Source organism: Leptospira mayottensis 200901116 (assembly GCF_000306675.2).
GTDB classification, from domain to species: Bacteria; Spirochaetota; Leptospiria; order Leptospirales; family Leptospiraceae; genus Leptospira; species Leptospira mayottensis.
Window position 1 is genome coordinate 602501 of the sequence record NZ_CP024871.1, and the last position, 12905, is coordinate 615405.

Here is a 12905-nt window from a genome sequence, read left to right on the forward strand (position 1 = left end):
CGTGATGGGAAGATAGTTATATGTTTTTCTATAAAGAGTTTCGATTCTTCTCGCAGAAGTATAGGTGGCGACTCCGATTTTAAGATCGTCGTTTTTTTTGATCTGTTTGATTTTTTCTCCCGTTGCGATTCCGATTTCTCGGTTGAGTCTCGCGACTTGAACGTTCTGCCAAACGTAAAGAAAAAATAAACTTAAAGGAAGGATCACTTTACCTAAACTCAAAAATAGAGTTCCAAGGTCCTTCCAAACGAAACGGTTGAAAAACGTGGAAAACGACGACATTTATTCTTCTTCCTCGGAATTTTCCTTTTTATATTTTTTATCGGTCGATTTCGTTTTTCTAAGAACTCTCAATTTTGCGGAACGGGAAGCCGGGTTCTCCTTAGTTTCCTCTTCGGAAGGGAGAATTGGTTTTTTGGTAAGAAGTTCGAATCCGTTTTGTTTCGCGTAATCTCGAAGAGAATTTTTGACGATCCTGTCTTCCAAAGAATGAAAGGAAATTACTTGAATTACACCTTCCGGGCGCAGAAGATTCAAGAGGGAATCCAGTCCCTTTTCGATATGATTCAACTCTTGATTGACTTCGATTCGGAGCGCTTGAAAGATCCGAGTTGCAGGATGTCTTCCCGGAGGCCAAAATTTACGTGGGATGATTTTGGAAACAAGATTTGCAAGTTCGGAAGTGTAGGAAATCGAATTTTGTTTTCTTCTTTCAACGATGACTTCCGCGATCTTCTTGGACCAACGTTCTTCTCCGTACGTATAAAAGATATGCATCAACTTGTCTTTGGAATACGTGTTAATTACATCCTCCGCGTTTAAACCTTCGTTCGGAGTCAGTCTCATGTCTAGGGGCTCGGCTTCTCTGAAGCTGAAACCTCTTCCGGAATGAAAAAGATGAAACGTTGAAATTCCTAAATCCAAAAGAATTCCTTGCGGAGAATCACTGATGCCGTGTAAGCTTAAAAGATTCGAGTCGATCTCGGAAAAGTTCGTTTGAATCGAAACCACCCTTTCTTTGAAGTCAACGAGTCTTGCAAGAGCCCTCGATAACATCACCGGATCTCTGTCGCAAAGTATAACTTTGGAATTTGGAAATCCTTTTAAGAATAAAAGGCTGTGCCCGCCTTCTCCTGCGGTTCCGTCCAAGAATAAAACAGGATCTTCTTTATGGAAATTCTCCGCAAAAATTTGAAGGATATCATTTCCCTGAACTGAATAATGAACCGGTTCCAATCTGCTTCCATTCTTTTCTAAAGTATTGGTCCTGCAAGGAGATTCTATTTTGACACAAAGGAACGAGAAATTATTCTAGGGCCGATGGAAGAATCGAATTCTACACAATGGGACGCGCCCAGGAAAAATCTTTTTTCAATTCATAAACTGGACTATGTAAGGGGAAAAAGACCCGATGTGGATTGTATCCTTTGTGGAATTTGCAGGAAGGATCCTGAAGTTCCCAGTCTTATTGTTGCTGAGACAGATCTAACAATCGTGTCGGTAAATCTTTATCCTTATAATCCGGGACATTTGATCGTTTTTCCTAAGCGTCATATTCTTGCGTACGAAGAACTTATTCGGGAAGAAGTGATGGAGATTCACGATGGAACTGTAAAGGCGATTTCGATTCTAAAAAATCTTTGGAACGTTCAGGGATTTAACTTGGGTTATAATCTCGGTAAAAATGCGGGCGGTTCCATTCCACATATTCACGAACATATTGTTCCCCGGTTTCCGAACGAAGCCGGATTCTTGGACGTATTAGCAAATTCAAGAATTGTAATTTACGAACCTTACGAAATGCACAAGGAATGGGTTCGGGTTTGGAAAGAGTTTTCCTGATTTTTTACACTTTGGAATCGATAAAAACGGTAAATGTTTCCGCTCGAATTCATGTTTTCGACGAGTTTTCTGTAAATCCGAACAACTTAAGTCTGTCTCAAAAATATTGTGAACTTGTCCCAAAACCTCGATAGAAATATTAATCGCGAATTTTTCACAAAGCTAAGGAATTCCCGCAAAATTATATTCTTTTGGCAGTTTGTTGGTTTTCGAATGGGCTTTATTTTAGTTAAACTCCCGTAGGAGTTCCTACATTCTGAGGTTTTGGGGCAAGTTCTGTATTTTTGCTTAAAATGCCAGTTTCAATCATTCTAAGGTATTTTTGAAATAATTTCTTGGTTAGATCACCGGTTTTTTCTGATAAATCGTATGTCCCAAAAACTTATAACTATCTGAAATTCCGAACAAAGTTTCTGAGTGACCGATTACGAGAAGTCCTCGATCTTTTAAAACGACTTCAAAATTTTCAAATATTTTTTTCTGGGTCTGTTTGTCGAAGTAAATGATTACGTTCCTACAGAATACGCAGTCCATCTTTTCCGGAATTGGATACGGAGTTTCCAGGAGGTTGACTTTTCTAAAATCGATCAGGTCTTTGAGTTGTTGTTTGGCTTGATATGATAATTCTCCTCTTTCCGGATCTCTAAGTTTGGTGAAGTATTTATTTTTGAGTTTATCGTCCACGGGTAAAAGTCGATCCTCTTTATAAATTCCTTCCTTTGCGGTATTGATTACGTTGGTATCAATGTCGGATGCGTAAATCTTGATATCCCATCCGGATTTATATGCGAAGTATTCAAGACAGGTGATTGCGAGTGTGTACGGTTCCTCTCCCGTTGAGCAGGCGCTGGACCAAATTCTTAGGATTTTTTTTCCGTTTTTAGCGGCTTTCTCTTCCAGAGAAGGAAAAAAAGTATCTTTTAGAAATTCGAAGTGATGATTTTCCCGGAAGAAATCCGTTTTGTTCGTTGTAATTCGATTAATGAGTTCCGTGAGCTCGCTATTGAAAAATCCGTGATCCGCTCGGAGTCTTCCGATATACTCCGAAACGCTTTTTAAACCAAAATGTTTCGCCCTACCGTTAAGTCGGGATTGAACCATAATCTTTTTATGATCTGCAAGGAATATTCCGGTTTCTTTGTACATGAGAGATTTGACGAATTGAAATTCCTCGTCTGAAATCGTAATTATCCCGAATTGGCTTTCTGTCATATTAAAGAATGGTTTATAAGAGACCTAATACGCTGTCAAGATATACAAGTCTTAAAGATTTGCTGCAAGATATGAATTCAGATAATTTTTGAACGGTTCATAGTCAAATCGTTTAATTCCGAAAATATATACACTTTCTCATTGAAAACCATTGATTAAATTAGACGGTATGAAAAATAGAATTCAAACGTAATATTTTTTGAATTCTTTATGGAGCCATTCGAAAGGAACGAACAGGAAAGCGAAGACGATTTTTCGGCTCACTGGGAAACCTCGGACCCGATGTTACTTTCCATCGTGAGGTCGTTCTTGGACGCGCAGGAAATTCGTTATTTCGTTGTGGGTGAAGAATTGTTTTTTTTGGAAGGAGCCGCCGTTCCCGCCGCGAATCATTGTGCAATTCTGTATTTGGCAAATCGGGATTATCCGATTTTATTGGAGTTTTTAGAAAGAGAGAACCGTTGAAGATAGGAATTGTTAAACATTTAAACGCAAGACCGTTAACCTGGGGATTTGAAAAAAATAAAGAGCACGTAGTCGTTTACGAAAATCCGGCCATTCTGAAGGATTATCTTTTGAACGGAGAAATCGATTTGGGTTTGATTTCTTCGATCGAATGTGTTCGCAATCAGGATGCCCTTAACACGTACTATGGGACGGGTGTTTGCGCTCAGGAAAAGGTGAGATCTATCCTTTTCTTTCAAAATAAAAAAGAAAAATTTCCTCCCGAGTTGATTCTTACGGACAACGGTTCCAAAACGAGTGTGGCACTGGTTCGCGTTTTGGTCCACGAAAAATGCGGTTTCGTTCCGGATGTGGAACCCACCGATTCAAACTTCATTCGGGAAAGGATTACAAAAGGAATCGGCTCTCACATGCTTTTCGGGGACAATGCGCTTTTGGCAAAATGGGATCCCAAGTTTTACGAGGTAAAAGATTTGGCTCAGTGGTGGAACGAAATCACGGGTCTCGGTTTTATCTTTGCGCTTTGGGCGGGTAAAAAATCTTTGAAAGTGGATGATTCCATATTTATTCAATCTTTGGAATATGGAATTTCTCATATTGAAGAAATTATCTCTTACGAATCCAGACTTTCCTCGACTTTGGTTCGAGAGTATCTTACAAAGGAACTTCACTACAAGATTACGGAAAAAGATCGCAAAGGGTTTCTTCTTTTCTCGGAAAAATGTAGGAAGCTGGATCTTTTGTAAAAGAAAACGACCGACTTCATTTAACTTAAAGTTTGTTCTGGTGTGGATGTGGAAAATTGAACAGTGAAAAACCGTTGGAAATCAATAAGGCTACTCAAGATGACTGATCTGGAATTTAGTTTCTTATTGATAAGAGAAGCATTTCTTCTTGATTTAAAGTTTAATAAATAACTGTGATCCTATAATCCCAGGAATTGTTTCCGGTTTTTTCAATCGTTTCCGCTAAAGGCAAACGGTAACTGAGTTTACCTAAATTTACGTCCCCTCGATTGGATCTACATACGGATGCGATTGGAAAATTCACTTTAAACAAAATAGAACTTGTACGCAACAACCGAAGCGTTTCGGAATAAATTTTTTTTTCTCCATCTTTCTTTAGAGTTTCGGGCGCACGACTGATTGCAGGAATTTCCCTTTTTACATAGATCGTATTTCCTTTTTTACGAACCTGAACTTTTCCAAGCATGGCGTTTTCGATTTGGGAAAGTTCCTGAAATTCCACCTTATAGTAAACCTTCGCTTTTTCTCGGAATAAACTTGGATCAGTTTCCGGAGTTACGATCTTTTGATAGGTATAATCCTTGAGGGAAACGTTTCTAGAAAAAAAGCCCTTATTGAGTCTCCCTAAAATTTCGTCTTTCTGTGTGGGAAGAAACTTGATCAAGGATTCGTCGGAATTCCTGCGGGTCGGAACTATATAAGAAACCTCTAATGTTCCTGAAAAGTCGTGATTGATCGTCAATGTCTCTTCATAATCGAAACAATTGGAAAAAAATAATAGCAAAACCGTGGAAAAGAAAAATTTATAAATTCGGCCGTAAAAGGGGCTCATGCATCAAATCTGAGGGAGAAAAGGATTCCCGTCAACGAAAAGAGATTTGCGATTTGTGCTATTGTAAACCAAGTGGACTTGATTTAAGGGAAATGAATTGGTTTAAAGACTCGATTTATAGGTGTTCTGGGGCACGTAATTCGAAATCGGATTTATAAAAAATATAACGATTCTAGGAAGGGATTCGTCTCCGAAACGCGGAAAGAATTCCTTCTTTGATTTTGGTCATGATTCTGGGTTGAGAACGAAGTCCGTGTTTTTTCAGAAAGGATTCTACATATTGAAAGACGTCGTCTTCCGCACGATCTCCCATTACCAGACAGACGTGACCGTAGTCTTCGGAGGAACCATTTACTTTGGAGATTACTCTAAATTCTTTTTTCTTGGAGCTTGCATTTTCGTAAACGGAACGGACTGTTTCCGGAGTCGCGATAACGTCTTTTTCGCCTGCGATAAACAAAGCGGGGACGGAAATATTTTTTTGGAGTTGAATGTAATTGTAAAATCCGTTGAGAGAATGCATCTGCTTTGTTTCGATCCAATGCATGAATTGTTCTGTGACTCCGTCCGAAATATTCTCGATTGCGTTTTTCATAATTTTCTTCACCGTTTTGGATGAAGTCACTTTAGGGTTGTAAAGAATTTCGTCGATCGGAGTATAAAGTTCTCCCGCTAAAGGAGCGAGAATGGAGGCTCCGAATTTCAGATCCAACATCTTTCTCGCACGGGGAAATCGGGAAAGAAGTCCGATCAGAGTGATACCGATATGGTTCAGATTTCCGGGACCGCCTAGGGATACAAAGGCGGCGATGTCCTTCGTATCCTTTTTACGCTCGGACATACAAAAATGAGAATATAGAATCATTGCTCCCATGGAATGCCCCACATATGAAACGCGTTCGGAACCGGTAATTTTTTTCACCTTCTCGAACATCGCGGGGATGTCGTATTTTACGATATCATCGAACGTGAAGTCTTCGTAACGAGTCGGGCTTTCGTGATAAGATCGTCCGCAACCTCGAAGAGAAACCGCAAATACATCGTAACCTCTAAGTTTAAGATAATAGGGGAGAGAATGTCTTCTATCTAAGTCGACCACGAACTTGTTCGCTGCGATTCCGTGAACTACCAAAACAGGTGCCAATTGCTGATTCGGTTGAGGAGGAATATGTCTGTGGAGAGCTAAATTCCATCCGTCCTTCGTTTTCGCAAAATGAACTTCGTCTGCAATGTCCTCTTGTCCGTATAATTTTCCGATCCAGTTTAAAAGAAGAGGATGGATGATGAGAATTAAGATTAGGATTCCGGTGAAGATGAAGGCGAGTGTGGATGCAAACAACGCGAAAAAAAGAAGAATGAAGAACGTAGTTACTAAGTAGAACGGACTTCTACGATTCTTGAGAATTGCGATCACAGAATTAAAAATAATGGAAAATCTGAAATGTCAAGAAATAGAAGAAGCTGCTTGCCCGAAAAATCGAAGAAAAGAATCTGGTGAGTACAACGTGTCTCAAACTCCGGAATACAAACTCTATACTTCACCGAATGGATGGTATTCCATGGTGATTCCCGCACATTGGATTCACATGGTCATCGAGGGAATTCCTGCATTTTTCGAGGAAAACGGAAGCGGTGCTCTTCAAGTCTATGCCTTTGAAAATAAATCAGAAAGTTATGATCTTGGAGAAGAATTAAAAAGATATCTTGAAACGCACAAAATCGATTTCGAAGAAGATAAGATTGCATCTTTCGAAAACGAAGAAGGCAACAAGATTATGGCTTGCGAATTCGTAAAAGAGGAACGTTTCTGGATGGTCTATATGATCGCCAATCAAAAGAGAATGACTCTTCTGACGTATAACAGCGACGAAATGCCTCCAAATTATCTTGTTAGCGAACTTACTACTGTTATCAGTTCTATTCGATTTTTATAATATGCTTTAAGCTTCGGAATATCTTTACATTCTACTTCCAATTCGGTGCGCCAATCTTAGCAATCATCTCACAAGAGTTATCCCGTGATAAAGGATAATGAGCGTTTTGTCCAAAATGATTTTACTAAAAGAGATTTGGAATTGATCGAGTTATTTTTTGCAGAGCGATGAAGACAAATCGATTTAAGAATTGAAAAATGTTGGGTTTGATCTTTGAATTCGGCATTTATTTTCTATTTTAGATTTTGGACAAGTCGCAAATGAATCTTTCTAACAAATGAATGTGATACTAAAACCGATCAACAAAAAGATTTTTCTGTCTAATCGCCGTATACAAATTAAAACGAGTGTAGAAATTTTGGAATAAACGAATGAGAAAATGATCTTATCAAAAATAATTTTGTTCTTTAGATTTTAATAAATTAAGGGTGTTAACAATATAATAGATTACGATAGGGTCTTCGATAAATTTGATTTTAAGTCGAAGTTTGTTCTAAACTCATTTTACTTAAGAAAATTGTATACGGCTCTTGTTTTTAATGTCTGCTTAAAAAATACTCTGAAATTCTGAATCTCTAATTGATAGTATACTGAGAGTGGTCCAACAATGAATAATAGAGTTAAATAATTTACTAGTTGTTAGCTTCTCCTGTTCTGAAACTTTTGTCTTTGACTGATATAGAGCTGTTGGATATAGAAGCATAATTGATTTTGTTTGAAGCTACTAATGAATGATTGGAATTGTACGGTATAAATGTCTCAAGAGGTAAATCGAAAAAATAAAAATAAATTTCTAGGACAGTTTTTTACGCCCGAAAGGGTTGCCGGTTTCCTGGTAGATTGGATTTTGGGGGCTGAGCGTATCGCCTCCCAAGAAGGCTTGAAACGTATACTGGATCCAGCGATTGGAAACGGAATATTTTTTGAAAGTGTTCTTGATAAACTTCCTAATCTCGATGCTGAATGGGTTGGCTTTGACTTGGATACACAATGCCTGAGTGCTAGTCGTAGTGCACTTGAAAATAGGATCTCGAAAACTAGTATACTTAGTTTTTACGATCGCGATTTTCTGTTACAGAAAGAGAGTCAAAAATTTGATGCCATACTATGTAATCCTCCGTATCGAAAGATCAGCGATAAAAATTACTCCAGAGAATTGATTCAGCAATTCGAAGGAAAATCGGATAGAAAACTTCCGGGAACGGCAAACCTTTATGTTTTCTTTTTATTGAAATGTTTAAATCTAATCAATGTAGGAGGTCGGGCGGCCTTTCTCGTTCCGCAAGATTTTTTCAATTCCGGTTACGGAGTATTTATCAAGTCCGCATTACAAGAATCTGGTTTGTTACATTCCTTGTTTCTTTTTTCCCCTCAAGACAGTCTTTTCGACGAAGCGATTACAAGTTCTTGTATTCTTCTATTAGAAAATTCTGAAAAAGAAAAAAAGTCGGGATTTTATTGGACGAGGCTCAAACCTGGATTTTTTTCCGATACATCCAAACTCCCTCTAAGTTCTGTCGAGTCGATTCAGACGGATTGGATTTCCTTTCCCGATCCGGAGGAAAAGTGGAGTCCTATCTTTCATCGACTCGAAAAGAAAACTTATACCGGCGAAAAAAAGGTGGATTTTGAAAGAAAAAAATTCAACCATTTCGTCCCGTTGACGGAGTTCGGAAAATTTACGAGAGGAATTGCAACCGGGGATAATAATTTCTTTCTGTTTACGAAAGAAATGGTGGAGGCTTCCGGAATTCCCGAAAAACATTTTAAGACTTGTATTCCAAAATCTCAATATGCAAGAAATAGAATATTTTTGCATTCCGATTGGGAAGAGTTGAGTCGAAAAGGCGCTAAGGTCTGGTTGTTGGACGTGAAGTTGGAATTCGATCCGAAGGATTCTCTCGCGTTGCAGAATCATTTACAATCTGGAATTACGAGAGGGGTTCATAAGAGGTTTCTTCCTTCCAGAAGAAAAAACTGGTACACGCAGGAATCTAAATCTGCATGTCCGATTCTTGCTTCCAGCTTTCATCGGATCGAGATCCGGATTGTCAGGAATTTTAGCAATGTCGTTCACCTGACTTGTTTTCACGGATTCAATCCGGCTTTCAATATGGAAGAATGGGTGGATGCACTTTATGCTTATCTTATCTCTTCGGTTTCTAAAAAAGATTTGGAAGCCAGAAGAAGAGAGTATGCAAGAGGTCTTTGGAAGGCCGAGCCGGGAGATCTCAATTCTCTTTGGGTTCCCGATTTCAGAAGACTTGATTCTCAAATACAAAAAGAATTACAGATTTTGGTTTCCGATTTGAAACAAGCCCGTTTTTCTTCCGAAAAGGAAAATTACATTTTGCATAGAATTGACTCCATTTTTAAGGAAGGGTTGATCTGATCCACTTGTGGAAGAAATCAAAATACACATATCTGGATTGACTCCTGCACGGTTCAAGGGGCGTCGATTATTTATCTATGACTCTTTGAATTAACGTTTAGGATAAGTTCAAAAGTCAGGCCTTAAAACTTTAAGCAAAATCAGTTATAATTATTCGGTAAATTTGTAATAGAGATGTAGTTCTCACAGGTTAGGTCAACTTTGGTAGTTTATGAACTTTTATTATTGTAAATTCCCGTGGGAGTTTCTGCATCAAGTTCTAAATAGAATTTCAAATCCTTTTGTTTTGAGGGTTATACTTCTCTACTGAATTTTTTGCGGGTTTGTTCAAGTCTTTTTTTAATAGAATCTCGTCCGTTCGTTCAAATTATCATTTCGTAAAAAACGATACTAGTTTGGCTTTTTTTCTACTTGCGTAAACCAAATGACCTCGCGATGGTAACGGTCATGCAGAACGTATTACTTCAGCCGGAAAAGGGAATCTTTATGGATTCCGTGACTTCCACAAACTCGGTCATCAAAAGTCAGGAGTTCCCGCACGGAACTTGGATCGTAGCGGAGGAGCAGACCGCTGGAAGAGGAAGAAAGGATCGAACTTGGGAAGTGTTTGGTGAAGAATCTTTGATTTTTTCCGGGAAAATCGGTCTGGAAAATTTCGACGGAGGACCGGGACTTTCACTTTTTATAGGCACCGCAGTTTGTAAGGCGATTCTTTCCGTGTACCCGGAACTCACTCGGGAAATCAAAATCAAATGGCCGAATGATTTATATCGAGGTAACAAAAAGGTTGCAGGAATTCTAATAGAGACTGAAGTCGAAGGTTCTTCCGCTACTTTGATTGTAGGAATCGGAATGAACTTGTATGGAAAAAAAGAATCGATTCCAGCTCATCTTACGGACGCGGGTTATTTGAATACAAATCCGAATCGAGCGGGTAAAAAAAACGAGATCGTGGAAAAGTTGATACCATTTTTGAACGAAGCGATACTTCTTTGGAAGGATACGGAAGGAAGAAAAAAGGAACTTATTTTGTTAAACGAACTCCTTCTTTGGAAAGGACAATCCGTCAGTTACACCGAAAATGGGCAGTTACAAACTGGAGTATTGGAGGGACTCAGTGAAAATGGTTCCTTAATCCTAAAAACTCCTTCTGGGACTAAGTTGGATTTTATGGACAGCCCGGAAGACTTCCACTCCTTAAACTAAAATGCTTCTAGTAGTCGATGTTGGTAATACGAATACTGTCTTTGGGATTTTCGAAAACGGAAAAAACGTTCCCCTGTTTCATAAACGAACCGTAACCAGAAAAGACAGGACATCCGATGAACTCGGATTGTTCTTCAGAGGATTTTTGAGGGAATTTAAAATTGAAAACGAAGCGATCACAGGAGGAATTTATTCCAGCGTTGTACCGACATTAAATCCGATCTTAGAGAGAATGTTTCAGGATTGGTTTAAGATTGAGGCGATTCGAGTTCACTACCAGATGAAACTTCCTTTTTCGATTTCTTATCCGAGACCTTATGAAATTGGAGCCGATCGACTTGTAAACGCTGCGGCTTGTGTGATCGATTCACCTGGCAAATTCATAATTATTGATCTGGGAACTGCGACTACATTTTGTGTAGTGAGTGAAAAGCCCGAATATCTTGGAGGGGTAATCGCACCTGGTTTAAAAGTTTCCATGGACGCTTTGACAAGAAACACTTCTCAGCTTCCTCCTATTGTTTTTCAGTCTCCCGAAAAAATTTTGGGAGATTCTACGATCGAATCGATTCAGGCCGGATTCTTTTTCGGTTGGATTGGTCTTTTGGAAGGTATTATTCGTGAAATCAAAAAAGATAAAGGCGAAGATTATCGTGTAATCGGAACGGGAGGGTTGGTGACTGTCATCGACGCCGCTCATCCAGGAATCTTCGATAAAATCGATCCACTTTTGACTTTACGCGGATTGCAGATTTTACACAAAATGAATTCTTAGGACTTGCCTACAAGCTTTTGCCGTGATTGCAAGAGTCCATCCTAAAGTCCGAAAAAACGGCTCTGAAAGAGGGTTTTACTACCCTTTTAACAAACCGCTTGAAAGGATCTTTTCGAAGCGGTTTTGAAAAATCGAATTTGATTTAAAAACGATGAATTTCTAAATTAAAATCTATCGTTCTTTGGTTTTGCAACGTTTACTTTCAAATTACGCGTAAGAACGTTTTTTCCGTCTAAATCCTTGATCGCTTTGTCGGCTTCGTCCTTGTTGGGCATTTCGACAAAACCGAATCCTTTGGATTTCCCGGAATACTGATCCGTGATTATTTTTACGGAATTAACGGTTCCATGAACTCTGAAAAGATCACCTAACGTTCCTTCGTTCAGATCGTAAGAAAGATTTCCTACATAAATGTTGATTGGCATATTTACCTCTTATAGTTGTAAATTAGATCAGCTATCTAGATTTAAAAACAGCTTTTCCCGCAAACAGGATGTAGAAGAATTTTAGAGATGCAGGACTTAGAAAGAAAAGCAAACTTTAAGATAGGACTACGTTCAGAAGTTAAAAAATCGAATGAATAACTGTTATTCTTTATCCATACTTATCGACGGAATTTTCTTTGGCAATACTAAATTTTCTTTAACTTCGATTCAAAAAGAAGGTAACATAATCGCCGGGATATTCTAGTAAAAGGATTTTTCTACAAAGTGAACACTGCGTAATAGAGTGTTTTCTATGACTAAAAGATGGGTTTGAGCTGAAATTCGCGGCACTGATGGGGCTTTTAAGGACGTGGGAAAAAGGAGATATAGAACCGTTTTATCAAATGAGTTCCGATCCGATTGTGGTGGAATATTTTCCGGCTCTTTTATCAAAAAACGATTCTTTGAAAAGATGAAAACTCATTTTGCGGAATTCGGATACGGGCTTTGGATGTTAGAGGCGAAACAAGCAAAAAAATGGGTCGGTTTTACCTGATTTTTGAATGTCACTTTTTATGCTTCGTTTACTCCCGCCTCGGTTGGAGATTGAATTCTTCTTTTTGGAATCACTGAGGCTGCATCTTTTTGCCTACTCGAACCATTCAAACTTTCAAAGTCTTTTACTTCCATTAAAAATGTACGTTCTCCAGTCGGTTATGAAAAGAATTGACTTAAGGAAATCGGCTTGTTTCAGAATCCGGAATTTCCCATTGAACATAGCTTACCCGAACACGTTCTTTACCAAATTACGCATAGAATTTACTTTCAAAAGAAGATAAACCACCCCATTTGTAGAAGGTTATAAGTAGAATTTTCTATAACACCGGTTCATTTACTTAGAGTCTGCCTTAAAAACCTGAAAAGAAATCAGCTCCAATCATTCCATAAGTTCGTAATAAAACGTAGAAGTCCCACATTCAGAGGATTGATGACAGTGTCGTTCGTACAGAAGACAGTTTAAGACGGGCCCTTAAATCCATTTAAAGGAAAGTTTATTTTATCGGTTTAAATATTTG

13 protein-coding genes and 2 pseudogenes (1 of these 15 cut by a window edge) are annotated in these 12905 nt (G+C 38.6%); 8 read left to right on the plus strand and 7 right to left on the minus strand.

Annotated features, from left to right (window positions below; all coding sequences use genetic code 11):
- Together LEP1GSC190_RS02745 and rsmH are read right to left on the minus strand one after the other, a co-directional pair.
- A protein-coding gene (locus LEP1GSC190_RS02745) for a hypothetical protein (RefSeq protein WP_002746380.1) crosses the window boundary here: on the minus strand, window positions 1-282 show its 5' portion. The gene continues 81 nt to the left of window position 1, outside the view; the window shows 282 of its 363 coding nt (coding positions 1-282); it begins with the start codon at window positions 280-282; its stop codon lies off the left edge, out of view.
- Window positions 283-1236, minus strand: a complete 954-nt coding sequence (gene rsmH, locus LEP1GSC190_RS02750) for a 16S rRNA (cytosine(1402)-N(4))-methyltransferase RsmH (RefSeq protein ID WP_002746358.1) — start codon at window positions 1234-1236, stop codon at window positions 283-285. It lies immediately after the preceding gene.
- Between the two features lie 84 nt (window positions 1237-1320).
- Between rsmH and LEP1GSC190_RS02755 the strand changes: the two genes are divergently transcribed.
- The gene (locus LEP1GSC190_RS02755; RefSeq protein ID WP_002746386.1) at window positions 1321-1842 is read left to right on the plus strand and encodes an HIT family protein; all 522 of its coding nucleotides are present in this window, start codon (window positions 1321-1323) and stop codon (window positions 1840-1842) included.
- 339 nt (window positions 1843-2181) lie between these two features.
- Here the strand turns inward: LEP1GSC190_RS02755 and LEP1GSC190_RS02760 are convergent, their stop codons facing one another.
- Window positions 2182-3054, minus strand: coding sequence for a CheR family methyltransferase (locus LEP1GSC190_RS02760; protein ID WP_002746455.1), 873 nt, complete (start codon window positions 3052-3054; stop codon window positions 2182-2184).
- A gap of 210 nt (window positions 3055-3264) precedes the next feature.
- Between LEP1GSC190_RS02760 and LEP1GSC190_RS02765 the strand changes: the two genes are divergently transcribed.
- Together LEP1GSC190_RS02765 and LEP1GSC190_RS02770 are read left to right on the plus strand one after the other, a co-directional pair.
- On the plus strand, window positions 3265-3519 hold the full coding sequence (locus LEP1GSC190_RS02765; RefSeq protein ID WP_002746399.1) for a hypothetical protein: 255 nt from the start codon (window positions 3265-3267) through the stop codon (window positions 3517-3519).
- On the plus strand, window positions 3516-4265 hold the full coding sequence (locus tag LEP1GSC190_RS02770; protein ID WP_002746374.1) for a menaquinone biosynthetic enzyme MqnA/MqnD family protein: 750 nt from the start codon (window positions 3516-3518) through the stop codon (window positions 4263-4265). Before LEP1GSC190_RS02765 ends, LEP1GSC190_RS02770 begins: the two co-directional genes overlap by 4 nt.
- Before the next feature lie 160 nt (window positions 4266-4425).
- Here LEP1GSC190_RS02770 and LEP1GSC190_RS02775 read toward each other — a convergent pair whose 3' ends face one another.
- Together LEP1GSC190_RS02775 and LEP1GSC190_RS02780 are read right to left on the minus strand one after the other, a co-directional pair.
- Window positions 4426-5097: an LIC11874 family lipoprotein gene (locus LEP1GSC190_RS02775; protein ID WP_002746448.1), complete on the minus strand. Its 672-nt coding sequence runs from the start codon at window positions 5095-5097 to the stop codon at window positions 4426-4428.
- A 172-nt stretch (window positions 5098-5269) separates the two neighbouring features.
- Window positions 5270-6511 (minus strand): alpha/beta fold hydrolase, encoded by a 1242-nt coding sequence (locus LEP1GSC190_RS02780; RefSeq protein WP_002746407.1) that lies wholly within the window; start codon window positions 6509-6511, stop codon window positions 5270-5272.
- Between LEP1GSC190_RS02780 and LEP1GSC190_RS02785 the strand changes: the two genes are divergently transcribed.
- The 4 genes from LEP1GSC190_RS02785 to LEP1GSC190_RS02800 all read left to right on the plus strand — a co-directional run bounded on the left by LEP1GSC190_RS02785 (window position 6495) and on the right by LEP1GSC190_RS02800 (window position 11404).
- Window positions 6495-7031 carry a hypothetical protein gene (locus LEP1GSC190_RS02785; RefSeq protein WP_173380640.1) on the plus strand — a complete coding sequence of 179 codons (537 nt, stop codon included), beginning with the start codon at window positions 6495-6497 and terminating at the stop codon, window positions 7029-7031. The two genes, LEP1GSC190_RS02780 and LEP1GSC190_RS02785, sit on opposite strands and share 17 nt — an antisense overlap.
- A gap of 754 nt (window positions 7032-7785) precedes the next feature.
- The gene (locus LEP1GSC190_RS02790) at window positions 7786-9423 is read left to right on the plus strand and encodes an N-6 DNA methylase (protein WP_002746494.1); all 1638 of its coding nucleotides are present in this window, start codon (window positions 7786-7788) and stop codon (window positions 9421-9423) included.
- A 447-nt stretch (window positions 9424-9870) separates the two neighbouring features.
- On the plus strand, window positions 9871-10629 hold the full coding sequence (locus LEP1GSC190_RS02795) for a biotin--[acetyl-CoA-carboxylase] ligase (RefSeq protein WP_002746484.1): 759 nt from the start codon (window positions 9871-9873) through the stop codon (window positions 10627-10629).
- 1 nt (window position 10630) lies between these two features.
- Window positions 10631-11404, plus strand: a complete 774-nt coding sequence (locus LEP1GSC190_RS02800; RefSeq protein ID WP_002746430.1) for a type III pantothenate kinase — start codon at window positions 10631-10633, stop codon at window positions 11402-11404.
- Window positions 11405-11568: 164 nt separating this feature from the next.
- Here the strand turns inward: LEP1GSC190_RS02800 and LEP1GSC190_RS02805 are convergent, their stop codons facing one another.
- Window positions 11569-11829 (minus strand): RNA recognition motif domain-containing protein, encoded by a 261-nt coding sequence (locus LEP1GSC190_RS02805; protein WP_002616306.1) that lies wholly within the window; start codon window positions 11827-11829, stop codon window positions 11569-11571.
- Between the two features lie 31 nt (window positions 11830-11860).
- Window positions 11861-12057 (minus strand): annotated as a pseudogene (locus LEP1GSC190_RS19625) (hypothetical protein).
- Window positions 12058-12182: 125 nt separating this feature from the next.
- Here LEP1GSC190_RS19625 and LEP1GSC190_RS19630 point away from each other — a divergent pair.
- Window positions 12183-12694, plus strand: a pseudogene (locus LEP1GSC190_RS19630) (GNAT family N-acetyltransferase).
- Window positions 12695-12905: the final 211 nt, after the last annotated feature.